The sequence below is a fragment of the Pristimantibacillus sp. Z349TD_6 genome, assembly GCF_056173205.1.
Map to the genome: position 1 here is coordinate 1,462,610 of NZ_CM149662.1, position 20,200 is coordinate 1,482,809.

A 20,200-nucleotide genomic window follows, 5' to 3' on the forward strand; every position below is an offset into this window, starting at 1 on the left:
GGGGGTGGAAGGATGGCGAGTAATTTAATAACCGTTAATAGCTCTATAAAAGTTATTAATAACATGACCAATTACTTGAAGAAATCGTTGCTGACACTTAATAAATTCGACAAACAATTGAATAAAAGTGTTAACTCCACAAAAGCAATTAACAGAACTAGAGAGCAAGTATTAAAAGTGAATTCCGCTTTTACTAGCATGAATTCAATACTAACTAGCAATATAGATAGGTTTCAAGATCTTGAAAAACATCTAGATAGCTTATCTAATAAAATTCGTACAGTTATACAAATCCAAAATGAACCTAAATCTAATACATTAGGAAGTGAAAAGCCAGCATTCATGAGTATGATGTTGGCTAGAATGTCTTCGATTGAAGGAAAAACGAATGATGCTTCTAAATTTTCTGCGACAGCTCCGTCTAGCCCGCAAGTTCCAGCTGGAACAGGCAGTTCCTTGGCTAATGCAGGGAAAGATATACTCGGTAGACTAACAGGACAGTTGAATAGTTTATACGACAAACCTTTTAAAACGATCTTGCAAATGTCCATTGAGGGAGCATTAAATGAAGATGTGATCAAAAGCATTATTACTAATAAAATGGGAAATGGTGCGGAAGTTGAAGCTCTTTTTGCAAGTATTAAAAGTAATGCTGTAAATTATGGCATGGATCAAGGAGGAGCAGTCCGAGGTGTAATGTCAATGAGATCTATGACTGAAAATCATGATCAGCTTGATAAATTATCTGAACTATCGCTTCGTATGGCCGCACTTGATCCTGGAGGAAGAGGGACAGAATATGCTGCTAATGCCGTAAAATCAGCATATATGGGAGACACGAGTACATTAACAAAACAGTTTAATGTAAAACAATCAACCATTGATTCAATGGATTTAAAGACTTCAGCATCCCCAGAAAAAATGGATGGTTTCATCGCAGCATTTGATGAAATTCTAGAAAAATCGGCAATGGGTGAAGAGGCAATTAATAGAATGCTTTCGAGTCCCGCTAAGCAAGCAGAAATATTAAGCCAAAATATTAACGCCGCATTCGCGGGTGCGGGAACAGGAGCAATAACTTTACTTGTTCCAATGTTACAGCAGTTAAATGCTGCATTTAAATCAGAAGGGTTTCTGATCTTCTTCGAGGCAGTGAGTATTGGATTGGCAGCACTTGCCCAAGGGTTGATTGTTGTCATGCAAATTGCTGGTGGTTTAGGGGATTTGTTAGTTGCTTCACTACCAGTTGTAGGTCCAATTGTGCTAGGGATAGTTGCAGCTTTTTGGGCGTATAATGCGGTACTTAAAGCAGTTTCTATTGCAACAGCTATTTATAGTGGATTAATGACGGCCTATAGATTCATAGTTATGGTAGCCACAGTAGTGCAGCTCGGATTATCAGCAGCTATGTGGGCTAATCCGATATCTGTAATTATTGGATTGGTCGTTGGTTTAATCGTTGCTTTCCTAGGCCTAATAGTAGCTTTAAAACCTGTTCGAGACTTTGTTGCAGATGTTTTTCGTACGCTAGGAGATGTGATGGCAAAAGCTGTTGGGTTTTATATCGATTTATGGACAGGTTTTATTAACGGGTTCATTGAGATAATCAACCTATTTTTAGAAGGTGTTGATCAGGTTGTTGGCACTATCGGAAAATTTGTTGGGATTGAAGTAGGTGTCAAACTACAACTTGACAGTGTAGACAGCAGCAAGTTTAAGGCGGGTATTCAGGATGGTATTAAAAACACTTTTAATGCAGTAGGAGATTTTACAGAAAACTTTGATGTGGATTTTATTAAGAAATCCATTGGTCTAGATAATTTAACGAAAATGGCCGGGGACAAAGATAAAATGACCGCATCTAAGGATTCTACAGCGTTTGCAATACCTAATGGTGGGACAGCTTCTAACATCGACCGAGTCGGTGAAGTTGGAAAAATCAACGATAGCGTCGAGATTTCCAGCGAGGATTTGAAGACGATGCGGGAGCTTGCGGAGATGAAGAACATTCAGAACTTCGTGTCGCTGCAGCCTACGGTCAGCGTGCAAACTGGTGATATTAACAATGGCTATGATATCGATACGATTATCGGGCGTATCGAGCGTTCATTGAACGATGAAATTGCCTCATCTGCGGAAGGGGTGTACAACAGATGATTTCGAATGCGCATTATGATTATGAAATCTGGCTTAGCTACAATGATCAAAAGCAGGGCTTCCAGCTCCCGGTCAATCCTCCAGAAATTAAAATTAATGATGGTGCTGGGGGCAAGACCTACGAGGTATCCGGTTTAGGCGAAATCAATCTCATTCAAAGCTCGAAGCTCACGACGATCTCCTTTGAAAGCTTTTTCCCAAAGACGAACTATCCGTTTGTCGTCAGCAAAACATGGATAGACCCTGCTTTTTATGTCATGGTTATCCTCGATTGGATGGAGAAAAAGTGGCCGATCCGTTTTGTTTATACCGGGGCAACCTTCGATATTAATTTGCCGATGAGCATTGAAAAATTCGAATGGAAGGAAGCGGCGGGCTCTGGGGATATTGAGTACAGTATATCACTGAAAGAATTTGCTTTTTATGGTGCCAGGCCCGTAGTGATTAAAAAGGGAGCGGCAAGCGTGAAGCCCAACTCACGGCCATCGGATAAGCAAGCTCCAAGCACCTATAAGCTGGTTGCAGGGGATACGCTTATTAAGGTAGCTCGCGTTCAGCTTCACAAAGAAGAGCGTTGGCGGGAAATTCAGAAGCTGAACGGCATTAAGGATGCACAGCTCAAAAAGCTACCCATCGGGATGACGCTAAAGCTGCCGAGGTGATCATATGCTGGAAATATTAATTGATAACCGCAATGGTAAAGTGTGGAATATTACGAGTCTTGTTCCCTCGCTCACCTACAAGACGAAACGAATTGGAGCGGCGTCTAGTTTGGATATGACGGTGCTTAAAGGAAGTCCATTTCAAAGTGCTTCATTTGAGGTGAACAATGGCGATGTCATTCGTGTCCGCAAAGATAATATTAATGTATTTTACGGATATGTATTTGAAGTGAATACCGGAATGGATGAGAGAATCTCGATAAAAGCCTATGATCAGATTCGTTATTTATTAAGCAATTATTTTTATAAATTTCAAGGGGTTACCGCCTCTCAAATCGTGAAGAAAATTGCCGATGATTTTGGCTTGGAGACAGGCGTGCTCGTGGATACCAAGTACAAAATTCCATCCATGCTGGAGGATAATAAAAAGCTGCTTGATATTATTTGTAAGGCACTTGATCTAACACTCATTCATTCAGGTGGAAATTTTATACTTTTGGATGATTTCGGAAAGCTTTCCTTGCGCAATGTGGAGGAGATGAAGGTTGATTTTGTAATTGGCGATTACAGCCTTTTGTTTGATTATGGAATGAAGCGATCGATTGACGGTGATACCTATAACCACATTATTATTTATGAGGATAATAAAGAAGCAGGCATGCGTAAGCATCATCCCAAGAAGGATGACGCTTCAATCGCGAAATGGGGACGGCTTCTGCTTTATCAGCAGGCGGATGAGAAAATGAATGTGGCACAAATAAATGAACAACTTAGCCAACTGATGATGCTGAAAAATCGTGAGCAAAAGAGTATCAGTATTGAAGCTATTGGCGATTTACGTGTTAGAGCGGGCAGCTATGTCCCCGTAGTGATTGATGAGCTCGGCATTCACCACTATTTTCTCGTAGATGAATGCTCGCATAAATTCGAAGCGGATTCGCATACGATGAAGCTGGAATTGAGGGTGATTTAATGGCATTATTGGAGTCGATCAAGAAAGCGGGAGCCGCAGCCTACGCTGCAGGGAATCCACTAGCCGTCATGGTAGGAAAAGTCATTCAAATCAATCCTCTGGAAGTAAACGTCGATCAACGTTTTACTTTATCAGAGGATTTTTTAATTATACCGGAAAGTCTCGTTAAGTATGAAATTGAGCTGCAAACATCTGAAAAGCTGATTATCCGCACAGGCTTGGAAGCGGGAGATGCGGTGTTAATGCTCCGCGTACAAGGCGGTCAACAATTTGTAGTACTCGATAAGGTGGCTAAGCCATGATTCCACAGGGAGCAAATGTTGCGGAGGTAACGACGGTAGAGGAGCTCGAAACGAGCGAGACCTATAAGTTTGATTTAGCAAGCAAACGGATCATAGGCAGGACTGACGGGTTAGAAGCGGTCAAGCAGGCTGTATTCAAAATATTGCAAACAGAGCGATACCTCTATTTTTGCTACAGCACCAATTATGGTACCGAGCTGGAAAGCTTGCTTGGAGGATCGCCATCTTATGTTCAATCAGAGCTAAAGCGCAGCATTCAAGAGGCGCTTATGCAAGATGAGCGGGTGAGTGATGTCATTGATTTTCAGTATGAGATGAAGGATGAAGCTATCGTTGTCCAGTTTACTGTCGTAACGGAGTTTGGAAGCTTTGGAGAGGAGGTAAGCCAAAATGTATGAAAACATGACCTTTAGCTATTTGCTCCAGCGAATGCTGGATCGTGTACAAGGTAATGTAGATAAGCGGGAAGGCAGCATTATTTATGATGCGCTGGCACCGGCGGCTGCAGAGCTTTCTGAGCTTTATGCTCAGCTGGACGTCAATATTGATTTAGCTTTTGCAGATACATCAAGCGGCGAATATTTGTCTAGGCGTACAGCTGATTTTGGCGTTAATAGGCAAGCGGCTACGAGAGCGAAGCGGCTCGGTAAATTTTATGGCTCCAGCGGAGCGGCAATGGACGTGCCGATTGGAAGCCGTTTTTCGGCAGAATCGGTTAATTACATCGTAAGAGAGAGATTGAAAGTGGGCTCTTTTGTTCTCGAAAGTGAAACAGAGGGAGCAACTGGTAATCAACAGTTTGGCGATATGCTGCCTATCGATTATATTAGCTCGCTTGCTCGTGCAGAGCTAGTCGATGTGCTGGTGCCAGGTGAGGACGAGGAGTCGGATACACAGCTGCGCAGCCGCTTTTTTGCCGAGGTTCAAAATCCGGGGACGAGCGGCAATGTATCAGATTATATGAGATGGGCGCTGTCGGTTCCCGGTGTTGGCGGAGCAAGAGTGATGCCCTTATGGGATGGTCCGGGGACCGTGAAGGTTGTTATCGTCAATTCGGATAAGCAGCCAGCGAGCGAGGTGCTGCAGCATGCGGTGCTTGATTATATCAATGAGAACAGGCCAATCGGTGCAGAGGTTTCAATCGTTTCGGCTTCGAGTGTACCCATTCGCATCAAGGCTAAGGTTACACTTGCAGCAGGATATACGATTCAGCTTGTGAGCGCGGCTTTTGCTAAAGCACTCACTGCTTATTTAGATGAAACGGCGTTCCGCATTAATTATGTGAGTATCGCTAAGCTCGGTACTTTGCTCTTAGCAGTACCCGGGGTCTTAGACTACGATCGACTTTTACTGAATGGCGGAAGCGATAATATCGGACTTGAGATTGACGAAGTACCTATTGCGGGGCTTGTTGAATTGGAGGTGTAGCCTATGCGATATCCTGCGGAGGTAGATCAATTTACGGTGAAGCTGAACAAAAAGGAAGGCAGCGAGCTGTATGTTATAGAAGAGCAGCTTGCCGTTCTTGGAGGGGTATTTGAGGGAGACCTTGCACATGATGACATACGCAAGGAAAGCATTCAGGTCTATACAGGACCCGGCTTATCGGGTGAGAAGATACAGAATTATTTTCTGACTGTACCGGCTGAGACGCCTTGGAGGCTCCGAATTAAGCTGTTTGCGCAAGCTGAAGCTGTCTTTGTTTCCTACGAGACACCAGGCGATCGGGTGGAAGCAGCAGATATTAATGATTTGCAGGTTAGTATTTCTGCAACGCAATTAGAAGTGGAAAGATACAAAAAAAGCGGAAGTATCGATGGCGGATCATTTTTGAGGAGGAATTAAATGTCACAGACGATTCAGATCAAGCGTGGAACAAAAGCAGAGCTAACTGCATTCGGTGCTTTATTGGCTGGCGAAATGGGATTTTGCACAGATACGAAGGAAGTTTATGTCGGTGATGGGACAACAAATAGCATGGTAGGACGCGCGTTATCCGGCACAGAAGCAGCTAGACCAGCCGCAGCAGCCATGGGTAGGTTCTATTATGTGAGCAGCGGTACAAACAATGGATATTTGTATGCTGATGACGGTACCACATGGAGAAGAATCAATGCGCAGAAGCTTACCGATTTGACGGGAACGCTGGATGACATTTCAGAAGGTGCCACCTATGCAAAGGTGCTAAAAGCTAACGTTACCAGCGGCAATGTAAACAAGGTGTCCGATGGTGTGAACGTGAAAACAGCTGCTGAGATCAAGACGCATCTGGACGATCCAACCAAGCACAGGCTTATTAATGATGCGGGCTTGGCTATCACCGATTTGTGGTCAGCGCAAAAGATTAAAAATGAAATTGAGCTGGCAAAGCATAACATCGAGCCGCAAGCTTCGGTTAAGGATAAGGACTTAGTGACCCCGCCAGCTTCACCTGTTTTAGCGGATCGTTATTTGATTCCTGCAGGCGCAACGGGCGTTTGGGCCTCGCAAGTTAACAAAATTGCCGAGTGGAACGGTACAGCTTGGGATTTATACACGCCGCAAGTAGGATGGACATGCTACATCGATGATGAGCAGAAGATTTTTAGCTGGAACGGTACCGCATGGGTGCGAACTGGCGGTGCGCTTCAGACGATTACGGCTGGCAGCGGTCTTACTGGCGGAGGGCAGGCCGATACCGTCACCCTTAGCGTTGGAGCGGGGAACGGGATTGCGGTTGCAGGTGCAGCAGTTAGCGCAAAAGCTGGCAAAGGTGTGCTCGTTAATGCGACAGGCATAGAAGCGAATATTGATGCAGACAGCATCGTTTATGATGCTGCGAACGGAAATCGCTTAAGGGTTGCCGTCATTGATGGCGGTACGTTCTAAGGAGGCGAGCAGATGCCAAGAAAAGTACTCATTCAATTGAGGCGAGGTTTGGAAACGAGCATTGGACTGCTTGAAGTCGGTGAATTAGGGTACTGCACAGATACTCAGAAGCTGTACATCGGTACAGCGGGCGGGAATATTGTGCTTGCTGCAGCGCAGGCGACGGGCGACATGCTGAAAAGCATTTACGATACGAACAACAACGGAAAGATCGATAGTGCCGAAGCGGCGGACAGCGCGCCTTGGGCTGGTATTAGCGGCAAACCTGTAAGTTTTGCCCCGGCTGCGCATGCTCACGCGGCTGCAGATATAACCTCGGGTACCGTTGCCGTAGCCAGATTGCCTGCTGCGTTGGTAACTGCTGCTGGCGTTGTTCAATTAAACAATGCGGTTAACAGCACGAGTGTTGTACAAGCGGCGACGGCCAATGCGGTGAAACTCGCTTATGATCTAGCCAGCGGAAAGCTTGGACCGGGAGTAACCTGGAATCAGCTAAAGGGGGTGTAGGTATTGTCCTATAGTCAAGCTTTATTTGGCGAACAGACGTATGGGGAAGATAGGGACGACGGGGAGGAGCCTCTCCATACGGAAATAGATCTCATGAAATATTTGCCTCCCTATTATTATGAAATCGTAGAAATGCTAGCTATTCAATCAAAGCTTGGCGGTGAAATTAGGGAGCAAGCTGAGGCGATTGAAACGGCATTTAATCAATATTTTGTACATTCGGCTACATGGGGACTGACGCGATGGGAAAATGTGCTTGGACTGAAAAGCGACTCCTCTTTGCCGGATGCTCGACGACGCGAGAGTATTTTTGCCAAGCTGCGCGGAGCTGGTACGACGACTAAGGTTAAAATTATCCAAACAGCTATTGCTTTCTCTGGCGGTGAGGTGAATGTAATTGAATATCCGGCAGAGAGCCGTTTCGAGGTTGTATTTGTCGGGACGAAGGGGATTCCACCCAATATGGCTGGCTTTATTCAAATGCTAGAGGATATTAAGCCCGCTCATTTAGCTTTTGCATTGAAATACACCTATACAGTGTGGAATCAGATAGGAACGATGACTTGGAATCAAGCGCGAAGCAAGACATGGAGTGAATTAAGAGTTTACGAGGGAGTGTGAAAATATGCAAACGACAGGGAATTTAGGATTGAAAAAACCGGAAGGAACAGATGTTGTCGATATTGCGGATTTGAATGGAAATGCGGATATTTTGGATGCGGCTGTTAGTAACAAAGTAGATAAAGTGGCTGGGAAGCAGCTATCTACAGAGGACTATACGACAGCGGAGAAAACGAAGCTGGCAAGCGTTGCTACTGGGGCTAATGCATATGTGCATCCGGCTAATCATCCTGCATCCGTTATTACTCAGGATGCAAGCAATCGATTTGTGACTGACGCTGAGAAAACGGCTTGGAATGCTAAGGCAAGTACGGCTGTAGCTACTACTTCCACAGCTGGTCTTCAGTCTGCGGCAGATAAGGTGAAGCTGGATGGGATTGCAGCTGGGGCGAATAACTATACGCATCCTGCCACGCACCCCGCGAGCATCATTTTGCAAGACGCAAGTAACCGCTTCGCATCGGATGCTGAGAAAGCGACTTGGAATGCGAAAGCGAGTACTGCGTTTGTAAATAATGAAGTTGGGGATCGGGCTGCCTTACTAACTACTGCAAAGGGTACTACAGTAGCAGCAATTAACGAGCTTTTTACGTCTGCCAGTAATGGGAAAACAGCTATCGCGGCTGCCATTACTGGCATGGGTCAGGCAGCTTCAGGAAGCGACACACATGCACAGTTAGCAACTAAGATAAGCAACATTAGTAAGGATGCGAACGCACCTGTTGGCGAGGTTATTACGGGCAAAACGTTTTATCAAGGTGGAGTGAAGCGTACAGGTACGTTGCCATTACGCACCGCTTTGAATGGTAATGCTGGTGCTCCCGGACATCACACTCCATTTGAAGTCTCTCCATGGGATGGACAAGCGTTATTTGTAAGACCACACGATCCACTTGGCACAACGGCTTATACAGGCGATTCATGGATTAAGTTATATGAACCCGATTTCACCTCAGGGAATATCAAAGCTGGCGTGAATATGTTCGGTATAGTGGGTAATGCTTCAAGTGGAAAGCGTATGGTAGTTGGTACTGTTAATTCCTCTTCTAATACCCTTGCATTTCAGCGTTCTTTTCGAACAAGCGGAACAGATAATCGTACGTATTTAGACTTAAATGGACACGGTTTCGTTGTTGGGAGGGCGATTTGCTCAACTAGAAATAATGATATGCTTTCTTCATGCTCCATCATGTCTATTGATACGCCATTCCTTGGCTTATCTAATGAGGATATTAGTTTTGCTGACATATTCATGTTTGCATACGGCAATAACGGCACTCATACCCCGTCTTACTATCGTAGTGTTGGCGGTGATATGGTTAACAATGGACGCTTAACGATGCCAGTTCCCTACGGAACCACTGAGTATAAATATATTCTCATTGAAGCGTAAAAAAAGGAGGAAACAACGATGCAATCATTTGGTAAACGCATTTATTACGATAACACGTCAGGTAATGTGTTTCTCGTCACGAACGAAATGATGGGTGAAGGAATAAAGCAACTCACCATTGAAGAGGATCGTGAGGTATACACCGCTCTATCAGAACGGACAGTTGATAGTTACTCACATATTCAGCTTTCATACGGAGAACATTCACAGGAATTTTCACGCGGTAATCCAACTTCCATTAATGCAGAGACGAAAAAAATTGTTTGGACACCGCATAATCCTGTTGAGGAAGAAAAGCGAGCAACACTAGAACAGGAAATTGCAGAACTCAAGTTAGAAAAGGACCAAATTAAAGCCGACAATCTTATGCTAATGGAAGCCGTATTTGATCTATTTGCAATGGTAGCAGTCCAGCAAGGAGCTTAGAGCATGATTTTTAACATGTTGCTAGGGCTCCTTTTTTATTTCGCGAGAGGAGGCGATTCTATGTTTTCGCAAGCACTAATCGACGTATCCGTTTCACTTATCATTGTTGGCAAACGTACATTTACACAGGTACCAGCTGTAATACAGCCCAATGTAAAAGCTACCCTTGAAGCTCTAGGATTAGGGATTGAGGGTCAACCACTACAAACAGCGGTGTAATGATACAGGTTTCACCCAATGGCATGCAGCCGACAATAAAGGTAAAGGCATAAAGATAGCTGTGCATGAGGTTGCCGCTAGCGCTTGTAAAAAACCTTGCACGTTGGGGCGGTAAGGTGTTGGAGCCTTTCGGGGTACAATTCACTGGCTATTCGCAGTGACGTTGAAGTTGATTTGTTCTCTTTAGGGTTTGACACAGACGGTAAGTTGCTTTAAGTATGAACATGGCTCCGCTTAGGCGGGGCTTTTTGTTTACACAGAGATAGTGATAATAGGGGGATAATTTAGAGATAATATGGATACGGATCAAAATGTAGTCGATACGTTACTTCTGACAACATCTGACGTCAAGGTGTATTAGAAGAGGCGGACTGGTTGCAAATCTGCGCTACTGTATCGAAAATGAAATTGACTTGTACAACTATACTGCAATCGGCAGCTAAAGGTCTTCAATACTGTAATTTTATTAAATAAGAAAATATATAAAAATAACTATCAACCAGAAAGGAGCCTCCCATGTACAAACAAATCCTATCCCAATATCTATCAGAAGGAAAGCTCACCGCAGCCGCGGTGGGCGCTTTTTTTGCCCCTGTGATTGATTCTATTTATGGAGGAGGTCGATTAATTCCAATTGCGCTTCTACTAGCAGTTATCGTTTTGGATTGGATAACAGGCATTGCCGCATCGCATAAAGACAAGACATACTCCTCAGAGTATGGGATGTTTGGGGTACTTCGTACCCTTTTTCTTTTAGCATTACCCGTCCTAGCTAAGCTGCTGGACACTATGCTCAGCATGCCGGGGCTGTTCTTTTACGCCATTACGCTAGGCATCATTTATCACACTTGGCAGTCTTTGACCGCCAACGCGTATAGAGCGGGCTGGGAGAAGTGGATTCCAAAATCGGTCATTGAGCATATTGATAGTGAGCTGAAAGCGAAGGTAGAGCGAGCGACAAAGCGAGGCAGCAGCCCAGATACTATTAAAAATTCTGATCATACTAATCTATCTACCGATAACGAATCTACTACGAATAAAAGGAAGTCCAACAATGGCTAAATATACAATCAACCACATCCCCCCATCCACCCCCAACAATCGCCGCCCAGGCCATTTGCTTCTGCCGCAATCAATAACCATTCACAACACAGGCAACCCTACCAGCTCAGCGAGAAATGAAAGGGCGTGGCTCACGAACCCGACTAATAATCGCACCGCATCCTATCATCTTGTTGTGGACGAGCACGAGGTCATTGAGTGTTTGCCGCTGAATGAGAATGCGTGGCATGCGGGTGACGGAAGCGGCGCTGCAAGCGGGAATCGAACATCGATAAGCATTGAGATTTGCGAGAGTGGAGACTATGAAAAAACACTTTCCAATACTTGCGAATTAGCAGCAAAGCTGCTCAAGCAGTACGGCTGGGGAATCGATCGCCTGCGTCGCCATTACGATTGGAGCGGGAAGATTTGTCCAAGATTGATGTACGATAATGGCAAGTGGACAGGTTGGGACCATTTCAAACAGAAGGTGCTGGAGAAAATGAAACGGCCAACCGACAATCGAAAATCAGATCTGAATCTATCAGAAGCAGAACAAAGGCTTTTAATTAACACCCTCGGACAATTTACGGATCAAAATCTTCTACAAGACACCAAATGGAGGGAGAAAGCGGAGCAAGGTACGTTAACGCTCTCGGAGCTGGCATGGCTGAATACAATGATCCTCTCGCGAAAATAAATGAACCCCGCCGACCTCTAAGGTCTGCGGGGTTCATCATTTATTTTAAGACATATTCAGCCAAAACCTTCTGAAGATCGTAGATGTTCAGGTTCTTGTTGAATGTTTTTTGGATGGGCGCGACGCTGCCTGATATCCAAATCTTCAGCTCGGCATCCAGATCATAGTTTCCGGCTGTTTCGATGCTGAAATGAGTAATGCTTTTGTAAGGATAGGAATGGAAATCGATCTTTTTGCCGGTTATTCCTTGTTTATCAATGATGATGAGGCGTTTGTTCGTAAAAATAAACATGTCGCGAATCAGCTTGTACGCTCTTTCTACATTCTCCGATCTACTGAGCAAGTTGCCAAATTCTCTTTGCGCCTCGTCAGGATTTACTTCAGAGGCGTTCCCCATTAATGCGTCCAAAAAGCCCATTTTAACACCATCCCTCTAATTCCATATGTACCTATAAAAAAGGTTCCTTCGTTTACTTTATGCGCAGACAAGCAATAATAGATGGCTTTTTTAGGCATCTGCTCATTTCCTTCAAAAGCCCATACACTTTTGCCCCAGAATCATAGGATACTGTGTAAGTTAACAAAAAGGAGATGAACAAATGAGCTATGGAGTAGCAGGTGCTAATGTAGGTCCTGGAAACTGCGCACCTTACCCAGTTGCTGGAGTAGGCGTAGGCTGCGGCGGTGGCGGATTCTCAAGTATTGGTTTTATTCTTGTCCTTTTTATCCTTCTTGTCATCATTTCACGTTCTTGGCTGTAAGCAATAATTAGGCCAAAGCGTAAACGCAAGGCTTACCAAACGCTTTCTAACTAAATGAAAGTATAATAACATCCCCATAGGCCTGAGCCATGGGGATGTTATAGTTTATCATATAGGACAAGTTGCTAATGATACTTATTATTCTACAATGGAGCGAGCGACGAGAATAAGATCTAATAGATCGATGACACCGTCTTTGTTAACGTCAGCTTGTTTAATTTGTTCCCAATCCGCTGAGCCTTCGCGTTTGCCGTAATGAATAACGATGAGGGCCAAATCCGAAATGCTGACTTTGCCATCTTGGTTTTGATCGGCAGGGTTTGTCGTTTCTTTTGGCGTTACTTGGATATTCAAGGTGTATGGAGCAGCATTAACTTCCGTTTCGCCGTTTGAAATTAAGATCGAATCCGCAGTCACTTTACCTGTAGTAACCGTTTGTGTTTCTTTTGCTTTAAAAGTAAGCTCCACAACCTGTTTACTGCCGGTAACTGCGTTTTCTACCCCTTCGCTAGCAAGAATGAGTCGGATTTTGCCCTTCTCATCATGGATGGTATTCACAATTTGAACCTTTTCAAGAAGTGAACGGCTAGCTACATATTCAAATGCATTCGGGTCATAGTTAAATGAGATATCTTGTGCATAGACGTTGTCCGAAACATCATTCAAGCCTAGCTTAATCGTAAAGGTTGAACCGGATACGACAGACGTCTTTCCTTCCAATACAGCAGTTGGACCGGATGTTTCTGTCTCTTCTTCTTTAACGGAAGCGGTGAAATTAGGCAATGACTCTGTTCCTTGTCCACTTGCAATCATCGCTTGATGAAGCACCGCAGATGCACCGTTATTTTGGGACTGCGTTACTAACCGTACAATAGGCTGTTCCGGCGAGATGGCGGAATCTGCTGTGAGGACGATTCTAGTTTTTCCATTAGTGCTGTCATTTCGTAATACGGTAACGCCAGCTTGAAGCGGCTTAATCGATTGGACAGTTAGATCGCCAGTCTCTAATTCGATATCCAAGGCTTTAGCATCTGTGTTCAGATGACTAACGGCGAACTCATAACCTTTTAATTGTTTAGAAGTGGCGTCAACAATTTTGGTTAACTGAAGATTCGGAGCATCCGGTTTGTTCTGATCCTTCTGAGGGACGAACATGCCATCAATCGTCTTGGAATCGCCAATCGGCGAATCAACCTCCAGTGCAGCTAATATCGTTGCAGCAATATCCTTCGTTGTTCCTCCTTGCAAAAGCTTCTCCTTGCCTACATCGGTTGCAATTGTTCTTCCGTTTGCTGCGATAAATACCGTTTTGGCAAGCGGCGAATCTTGTCCATGAGCAGTAGCGCTGCCGAGCGTATGATCTGCGTTTTCTGTGCCGCCGCCATGATCGGCTGTCATTAGAATAAGCGTATCGTCCAGAAGGTTTTTGCTGCTTAATGAGTCGTAGATTGTTTTTACGAGATTATCTGTTTCCATGAGCTTTGCGTAATAATCCTTCGTATAGAAACCGAGCGAATGTCCGACACCGTCCACATCATCCAATTGGAAGAAAATAAGGGAGGCATCGTATGCTCTGCCGTCTGCCGCATATTTTGCAAAAGCATTTACGTTTGCTTTATCGCCCGCAGAATATCCTTCGGCACCAAGGGACGGTTCAATATGTCCATTAATGATATTGGACCAAGTTGTAAAGGCAGCAAGCTTAGTCTCCGGGAATTGTTCACGTAATTTTTTGAAGACGGATGGATAAGGCGATGTTTCACTATAGGTATTATTTGCGCTAATCGTATTGTCGATTTGATGCTTGCTGTAGTCCACACCATTTAACATGGCACCCCAGTTAGGAGATGAAACGGTAGGCAGCGTCGTTGTGACGGAGTAACTAGCAGCGCCTTTCTCGATGATGCCGCGCAGTGCAGGCAGATTTAATCGGTCGCCTACCTTTTCCTTCACAGAGTTTGGCGTTTCCCAGTACGGCGCATCCTTTGATACCGACATGCCGGCACCGTCAATACCGATAACGACAACTCGTTTGTAAGGCATATATTTTACTTTATCAGCAATATTGGTTAGTTCTTGAACGGACTTCCCTTGAGCCAAGGCAACATCACCGATCGTAATATGACTGTCTTTGTTAATATCCTCAGATGCTTTTGTATTAATCTGAACAGTTTGCGCAGGCGTGTTCAACGTTTCCTTCACATACTTGTTACCGCCTACGAAAAATTCAGCAGAAGTCACTTGAATCGTGCCTTGTCCACTTGCATCCTTCGCAAAAAAGTAAACATCGGACAGTGTAGATGACGCGAATTCTAAAGGGTTAGTTTTGTTATATACGCTTCCAGCCGGGAGCTCCAGCTTAACGATGCCTGGTGTTGAAGTGTCTACTTTCGTTGCTTTCGTTGCACGCGAGAATGTGAATTTGCTGCTGTCATAGGCAATTTCTACGCTCGCGCTGTCGATCGCGGTTGTCATGGAAGGGGTGCGCAGGTCGAGCATCTGCCTAAATTCTGTGCCAGGAGCTGTGGCTGTTGCACCTATAAATTTCAGCGTGCCATTGAATTTATCGCTGACTACAATAGGCGGAGCACTATTGAAAATTTCTGTAACCTCTTCAGGGGTGATCGCACGATTCAAAATGAGAACCTCATCGAGCTGCGCTTCCAAAGCTGCAGAATATTTGCCAGTGCCATCATTGCCGAGCATTGTGGATAGACCAGAATCGATCGTCCCTGTACGACCAGTAATACTAATGGCACTTGCGATATTATTGAATTTGGTCCCGTTCGAAGTCGAGACTGCAACAGGCACGCCATCTTTATAAAAATCTACGCGTCCGACGGTACGGTCATGCGAGATAACGATATGGTGCCAGCTCCCATTAGCGACGTTTGGTATATCAGCATCTATACGTGTTCCGCCTGCCGTGTTGAAATTCCATCTTAGCCTTTTATCGGATTGAAGAGAAAGGTTGTAGCCAACATTAGCACCGCTGTTCCAGTCTTTGTTGGATAGAATGGAAGGATCGGAATCTACGCCGGAGGACTTCACCCAGAAGGAGAAGCTGAAGCTTTTATCGACTCCGAATTGGAGCTGTGATGGCTTGCCTAGATTTACGTATTGTTTATTGGCGCTAGTTGAACTTAAAGAAAGGGCTTGTCCGATTCTTCCGGGAACGTAAGTAGGAGTGCCGACGATGTCAGCCGAGAGATTGTTTGTGGAACTATCAGCGGCATTGTTCTCAAAGCTGAATTTTGCATGCAGGTCGGCATTCACAACAGCTGCAAAAGCGGTTTGGCTGAGCGGTACAAATCCTCCTGATGCGGTAATTAATGTAACGGCAGCAAGCGTGGATACAAACGCTTTTTTTATCGTATTATTCATGAATAATAACCTCCAATTTTCGAATGGGCGTCTGGTAAAATCGTTTAGGGACAGTAGATTTACTTTTATGGCATATGGGCCATAATCCAACATCCTTCCCACACATAGATTAAAAACAAAACAAATAATGTCATTAAATAATGTGATTAATTGTTTTTGTGTGTTTTTGATTCCTCTTTATCATAAGGTTGTGTTGTTAAACAGGTGTAATCGCAATATGAAGAAATTACTAAAAAGAGGCTCTACCTCGTCGAAACGACAAGGTGGAGCCTCTTTTTATAGTATAAATAACAACTTATAGAGGAAGCAGCGCTTCAATATCTCTCAAGGATTGTATTTCAAAAGTTGGACGTGCGGCACCTTCTGGCAGCTGCTGTCTCGATCTATTTAGCCATGCGCTTGCTATACCGGTACGGCTCGCCCCCAAAATGTCGGTAAACAAATTATCTCCTACCATTAGACATTGCTCAGGTTTTAGCCCCGCGAGATTCATAGTATGCTCAAAAATTTGCGGAGCCGGCTTGCCGCAGCCGACCTCTCCCGAAATAACGATATGAGGAAAAAAATCGGATAATCCGTTGATGCCATAGAGCTTCTCTTTCTGTAAATCAGGTGTTCCATTGGTCAGCAGCATCAGCGGGTATTTTGCAGATAATGCTTCGAGCACCTCAAATGTTTCTTCATATACATAAGGGCGCTTGCGCCGCTCGGCTGGAAACTGTTCAGCAAGCTTGACTGCAAGGTTTTCATCGTGGATGCCGAGCTCTTGTAGTCCTCTCCCCCAAACGTTTCTACGAAAAGCAGGTGCTGCCTCTTTCATTAATTGCAGCTCTGCTGCTTCTCCATCATCAAACCGAGCCCACATCGCTTCCATCGCAGTTACTTCAATATTCGCTAAGTAAGCGTAACATTCCAATTCACGAAATACAGAATGAGCAGATCGAATGATAGATTGCTTTAAAAGTCCTATTTGTAAACCCAATGCTTGCTCGGCTGCTTCGCATGTTGCATCGAGTGCCTCGTCTGTACTTTTCTCATCCCAAATCAGCGTGTTGTCTAAATCGAAAATAATCGTTGTCATAAGTGTTGAACCCGTCCTTTTTTTAGTTTGTTGTCTTTACTAAAGAAATGAAAAAAAGGTTGTTGCACATAAAATACAGCATTCGGATCTTTAAAACAACTTAAAACCATAATAAAAGCAATTAAACACACAATCTTTACTTGTGTTTGACACTCACTTAACAAATCTATTTTAAACTGCTAATAGATCAACGATGCAAATGCTTTAACTTCATAATACCGTTCTTGAACGATTATTACGAGAACACAAGGAGAATGAGAATGAAAAATGAAGGATTAGCGATTCATGGTATTCGCAAGGCATTTGGCAGCTTTCAAGCACTCCATGATGTCAGCGTTCATATTCCGAAAGGGAAATTCACATGTCTGCTCGGCCCAAGCGGCTGCGGCAAGACGACATTGCTGCGTATTATCGCGGGTCTTGAGCAGACTGATGCCGGCACCGTTATCCTTGATGGGAATGATATTACGACGCAGCATACGTCCAAACGCAACTTTGGCATCGTTTTTCAATCGTATGCGCTATTTCCAAATCTAAGTGTGAGCGACAACATTGGCTATGGTCTCAAAGGGAAACAGCCGAAGCGTCAGATTGAGGAACGCGTGAGGGAGATGCTGGAGCTCATTGGACTGACTGAGGTGAGGGATCGGTATCCAGCACAGCTCTCCGGAGGCCAGCAGCAGCGGGTGGCGCTCGCAAGAGCAATCGCCTTATCGCCTGATATTTTATTGCTGGATGAGCCGCTTTCTGCGCTTGATGCGAAGGTGCGGGAGAAGCTGCGCGAACAGCTATGCGAGCTGCAAGAGCGGCTTGGAATTACGACGGTTATGGTTACGCATGACCAAGAGGAAGCTCTGACGATGGCGGATCAGATTGTCGTCATGGATCAAGGACGGGTTGTCCAAATTGGCACGCCGCAGGAGGTATACGACAAGCCGAATACGCCTTTTGTCGCTGATTTCATTGGGGCTATTAATTTCTTCCCTGTAGGAACAGAAAGATGGATGGGGGCAAGCCCAAATGATTTGTTAGCTATAAGGCCGGAACATATCCAGATTGATGAGGAAAAGCATACGGGCGGCCTTTCTAATGATAGCGGAATTAGCGGATTTGTTCAGCATGTGGAGTTTCGTGGCGCATTTTATCGTGTAAGCTTGCAGCTTGCGAATGAACACGGGAATCACTCGGACATAAGCGTAACGGTAGATATATCCGCGCAAATAGCTAATCGATTTGAATGGTCGCGCAATAAGCTGTTTCATCTACAAATGCCGCAAGAGCGTATGCTTCATTATCCTGCGGCAATCGCTGGGAACGTAGGGAGGTAGAGAATGAAAGGGAAAATAGATCAAGCTCTGCCCTCGCAGTGGGTGAGAAAAAGCAATCAAAAGTTACGGGAGAGCAATGGGGTTATTAAGCTCTTGCTAGTCTTAGTCCTGCTGACACTTATTACTGTTATTGTCCTGCCGCTGTTCGCGATGTTTAAGCAGGCGTTCATGGATTCAGATGGAAATCTGGTTGGCTTCACTCATTTTTCATCGTATCTGCAGTCAAGATCACTCATTCAATCGATGCTGAACACGATTACCGTATCCACAGCAACAACCGCGATTGCTGTGACGCTTGCCTTTGGGCTGGCGTTCGTATTGACTCGCACAAATATTAAAGGCAAGTCCTTCTTCAAAGCTCTTGCCATGCTGCCCTTATTCGCACCAACCATGATGCACGGGCTCGCGCTTACTTATTTATTTGGTCATCAAGGTCTCATCTCTACGGGGTTGTTCGGACTGCTGCCGTTCGAATGGCGAATTCCGCTCTATGGAAAAGTAGGCATCATCATTTCTGAGGTCATCTATACGTTTCCGCAGGCGTTTCTTATTTTGTGCGCGGGGCTTGCCGTCAGCGATTATCGCTTATATGAGGCAGCCGAGTCGATGGGCGCGAGCAGCTTGCGAAAAATGTTAACCGTAACGCTGCCGTCTGTAAAATATGCGCTGCTCAGCGCAGTCGTCATTTGTTTTACGCTTAGCTTCACCGATTTTGGCGCACCGAAGGTCGTAGGCGGACAGTATAACGTGCTGGCTACTGATATTTTCAAACAGGTTGTCGGTCAGCAAAATATGTCTATGGGAGCTGTAGTCGGCATCGTGCTGACCATTCCTGCCATTCTCGCGTTTATCGTGGATCGAATCGTCACGCGGAAGCAGCAGGCTTACGTCACATCAAAGTCTGTTCCTTATTCCGTGAAGAACAATCGGCTGCGCAATGTTTGGGCGTATACGTATGCGATTGTTTTATCAGCCATGATATTGCTGTTAATGGGAGCTGTTCTGCTTGCTTCGGTCGTGAAAAAGTGGCCGTATGACATGTCGCTAACGTGGAGCAACTTCGACTTCTCCAATGCTGCGGCAGGTGGCTTCGATCCGTTCTGGAACAGCATTGAGATGGCCGCTTGGACAGCGGTAATCGGGACGATCATTACGTTCTTGTTTGCCTATTTGATCGAAAATGGACGTGTCTATCGTCCGATCCGGCAAGCTGCTTATTTCTTGTCGATTTTGCCACTGGCGCTTCCAGGGCTGGTCATCGGATTATCTTTTATTTATTTCTTTAATCATCCGGCCAACCCGTTTCACTTTATTTATGGAACGATGATCATTCTTGTTTTGGCTAATGTTGTGCATTTTTATTCCGTTCCATTCATGACGGCAACCGCAACTTTAAAAATGCTGGACAAGGAGTTCGATAACGTCTCGGAGTCCATGAATGTCTCGAAGCTGCGGACATTTTCGCGCATTACGGTGCCATTGTCCTTGCCGGCCATATTAGAAATGGCAGTTTACTTTTTCGTAAATGCAATGGTGACGGTATCTGCGCTGGTCTTTTTGTATGCGTCGGACTTGCGAATTGCCTCGGTTTCCATCGTCAGCATGGACGATGCGGGCGATACGGCAGCGGCGGCAGCGATGTCTGTGCTCGTTGTGCTCCTCAATGTTGTCGTTCGCTTTCTATATGAAGCGGGCACCGCAAGGCTGAGACGCAAAATGTCAGCTTGGCAGAAGCGATAAGGCGATGCCAAAAACAATTTTTCAAAAAAACAATTAC

The 20,200-nt window shown here is 44.9% G+C and carries 21 protein-coding genes; 18 read left to right on the forward strand and 3 right to left on the reverse strand.

What is annotated here, in order from left to right:
- The first annotated feature begins 12 nt into the window (after positions 1 to 12).
- From AC0VYE_RS06260 to AC0VYE_RS06330, 15 genes are all read left to right on the forward strand, one after another.
- Positions 13 to 2,157, forward strand: coding sequence for a hypothetical protein (locus AC0VYE_RS06260; RefSeq protein WP_475446760.1), 2,145 nt, complete (start codon positions 13 to 15; stop codon positions 2,155 to 2,157).
- The gene (locus tag AC0VYE_RS06265) at positions 2,154 to 2,819 is read left to right on the forward strand and encodes a LysM peptidoglycan-binding domain-containing protein (protein WP_475446762.1); all 666 of its coding nucleotides are present in this window, start codon (positions 2,154 to 2,156) and stop codon (positions 2,817 to 2,819) included. The genes AC0VYE_RS06260 and AC0VYE_RS06265 overlap by 4 nt, the downstream gene beginning before the upstream one ends.
- A 4-nt stretch (positions 2,820 to 2,823) precedes the next feature.
- A complete protein-coding gene (locus AC0VYE_RS06270; RefSeq protein WP_475446764.1) occupies positions 2,824 to 3,792 on the forward strand; it encodes an XkdQ/YqbQ family protein in 969 nt (322 codons plus the stop codon).
- A complete protein-coding gene (locus tag AC0VYE_RS06275; RefSeq protein WP_475446766.1) occupies positions 3,792 to 4,094 on the forward strand; it encodes a DUF2577 domain-containing protein in 303 nt (100 codons plus the stop codon). The genes AC0VYE_RS06270 and AC0VYE_RS06275 overlap by 1 nt, the downstream gene beginning before the upstream one ends.
- Positions 4,091 to 4,492, forward strand: a complete 402-nt coding sequence (locus AC0VYE_RS06280; protein WP_475446768.1) for a DUF2634 domain-containing protein — start codon at positions 4,091 to 4,093, stop codon at positions 4,490 to 4,492. Before AC0VYE_RS06275 ends, AC0VYE_RS06280 begins: the two co-directional genes overlap by 4 nt.
- The gene (locus tag AC0VYE_RS06285) at positions 4,485 to 5,522 is read left to right on the forward strand and encodes a baseplate J/gp47 family protein (RefSeq protein ID WP_475446770.1); all 1,038 of its coding nucleotides are present in this window, start codon (positions 4,485 to 4,487) and stop codon (positions 5,520 to 5,522) included. The genes AC0VYE_RS06280 and AC0VYE_RS06285 overlap by 8 nt, the downstream gene beginning before the upstream one ends.
- Positions 5,523 to 5,525: 3 nt before the next feature.
- On the forward strand, positions 5,526 to 5,939 hold the full coding sequence (locus tag AC0VYE_RS06290) for a phosphoglucomutase (protein ID WP_475446772.1): 414 nt from the start codon (positions 5,526 to 5,528) through the stop codon (positions 5,937 to 5,939).
- Complete coding sequence (locus AC0VYE_RS06295; RefSeq protein ID WP_475446774.1) at positions 5,940 to 6,962, forward strand: DUF2793 domain-containing protein; 1,023 nt, start codon at positions 5,940 to 5,942, stop codon at positions 6,960 to 6,962.
- Positions 6,963 to 6,974: 12 nt separating this feature from the next.
- Positions 6,975 to 7,469 carry a tail fiber protein gene (locus AC0VYE_RS06300; RefSeq protein ID WP_475446776.1) on the forward strand — a complete coding sequence of 165 codons (495 nt, stop codon included), beginning with the start codon at positions 6,975 to 6,977 and terminating at the stop codon, positions 7,467 to 7,469.
- Between the two features lie 3 nt (positions 7,470 to 7,472).
- Positions 7,473 to 8,090 (forward strand): putative phage tail protein, encoded by a 618-nt coding sequence (locus tag AC0VYE_RS06305; RefSeq protein WP_475446778.1) that lies wholly within the window; start codon positions 7,473 to 7,475, stop codon positions 8,088 to 8,090.
- 4 nt (positions 8,091 to 8,094) lie between these two features.
- Complete coding sequence (locus AC0VYE_RS06310) at positions 8,095 to 9,483, forward strand: hypothetical protein (RefSeq protein WP_475446780.1); 1,389 nt, start codon at positions 8,095 to 8,097, stop codon at positions 9,481 to 9,483.
- Positions 9,484 to 9,501: 18 nt separating this feature from the next.
- Positions 9,502 to 9,909, forward strand: coding sequence for a hypothetical protein (locus tag AC0VYE_RS06315; RefSeq protein WP_475446782.1), 408 nt, complete (start codon positions 9,502 to 9,504; stop codon positions 9,907 to 9,909).
- Between the two features lie 60 nt (positions 9,910 to 9,969).
- Positions 9,970 to 10,128: a CD1375 family protein gene (locus AC0VYE_RS06320; RefSeq protein ID WP_475446784.1), complete on the forward strand. Its 159-nt coding sequence runs from the start codon at positions 9,970 to 9,972 to the stop codon at positions 10,126 to 10,128.
- 516 nt (positions 10,129 to 10,644) lie between these two features.
- Positions 10,645 to 11,190, forward strand: coding sequence for a phage holin family protein (locus tag AC0VYE_RS06325; RefSeq protein WP_475446786.1), 546 nt, complete (start codon positions 10,645 to 10,647; stop codon positions 11,188 to 11,190).
- Positions 11,183 to 11,869: a peptidoglycan recognition protein family protein gene (locus AC0VYE_RS06330; protein ID WP_475446788.1), complete on the forward strand. Its 687-nt coding sequence runs from the start codon at positions 11,183 to 11,185 to the stop codon at positions 11,867 to 11,869. The genes AC0VYE_RS06325 and AC0VYE_RS06330 overlap by 8 nt, the downstream gene beginning before the upstream one ends.
- Positions 11,870 to 11,909: 40 nt before the next feature.
- Here AC0VYE_RS06330 and AC0VYE_RS06335 read toward each other — a convergent pair whose 3' ends face one another.
- Positions 11,910 to 12,287 carry a PH domain-containing protein gene (locus tag AC0VYE_RS06335; RefSeq protein WP_076269741.1) on the reverse strand — a complete coding sequence of 126 codons (378 nt, stop codon included), beginning with the start codon at positions 12,285 to 12,287 and terminating at the stop codon, positions 11,910 to 11,912.
- A 181-nt stretch (positions 12,288 to 12,468) separates the two neighbouring features.
- Here AC0VYE_RS06335 and AC0VYE_RS06340 point away from each other — a divergent pair, with 181 nt between their 5' ends.
- Positions 12,469 to 12,630, forward strand: a complete 162-nt coding sequence (locus AC0VYE_RS06340) for a sporulation protein YjcZ (protein WP_179089868.1) — start codon at positions 12,469 to 12,471, stop codon at positions 12,628 to 12,630.
- Positions 12,631 to 12,768: 138 nt separating this feature from the next.
- Here the strand turns inward: AC0VYE_RS06340 and AC0VYE_RS06345 are convergent, their stop codons facing one another.
- Positions 12,769 to 16,014: a LamG-like jellyroll fold domain-containing protein gene (locus AC0VYE_RS06345; RefSeq protein ID WP_475446790.1), complete on the reverse strand. Its 3,246-nt coding sequence runs from the start codon at positions 16,012 to 16,014 to the stop codon at positions 12,769 to 12,771.
- A gap of 295 nt (positions 16,015 to 16,309) precedes the next feature.
- Positions 16,310 to 17,095: an HAD family hydrolase gene (locus tag AC0VYE_RS06350; protein ID WP_475446793.1), complete on the reverse strand. Its 786-nt coding sequence runs from the start codon at positions 17,093 to 17,095 to the stop codon at positions 16,310 to 16,312.
- Between the two features lie 260 nt (positions 17,096 to 17,355).
- Here AC0VYE_RS06350 and AC0VYE_RS06355 point away from each other — a divergent pair, with 260 nt between their 5' ends.
- Together AC0VYE_RS06355 and AC0VYE_RS06360 are read left to right on the forward strand one after the other, a co-directional pair.
- Complete coding sequence (locus tag AC0VYE_RS06355; RefSeq protein WP_076269744.1) at positions 17,356 to 18,423, forward strand: ABC transporter ATP-binding protein; 1,068 nt, start codon at positions 17,356 to 17,358, stop codon at positions 18,421 to 18,423.
- A gap of 3 nt (positions 18,424 to 18,426) precedes the next feature.
- Complete coding sequence (locus tag AC0VYE_RS06360; RefSeq protein ID WP_475446795.1) at positions 18,427 to 20,163, forward strand: putative 2-aminoethylphosphonate ABC transporter permease subunit; 1,737 nt, start codon at positions 18,427 to 18,429, stop codon at positions 20,161 to 20,163.
- Positions 20,164 to 20,200: the final 37 nt, after the last annotated feature.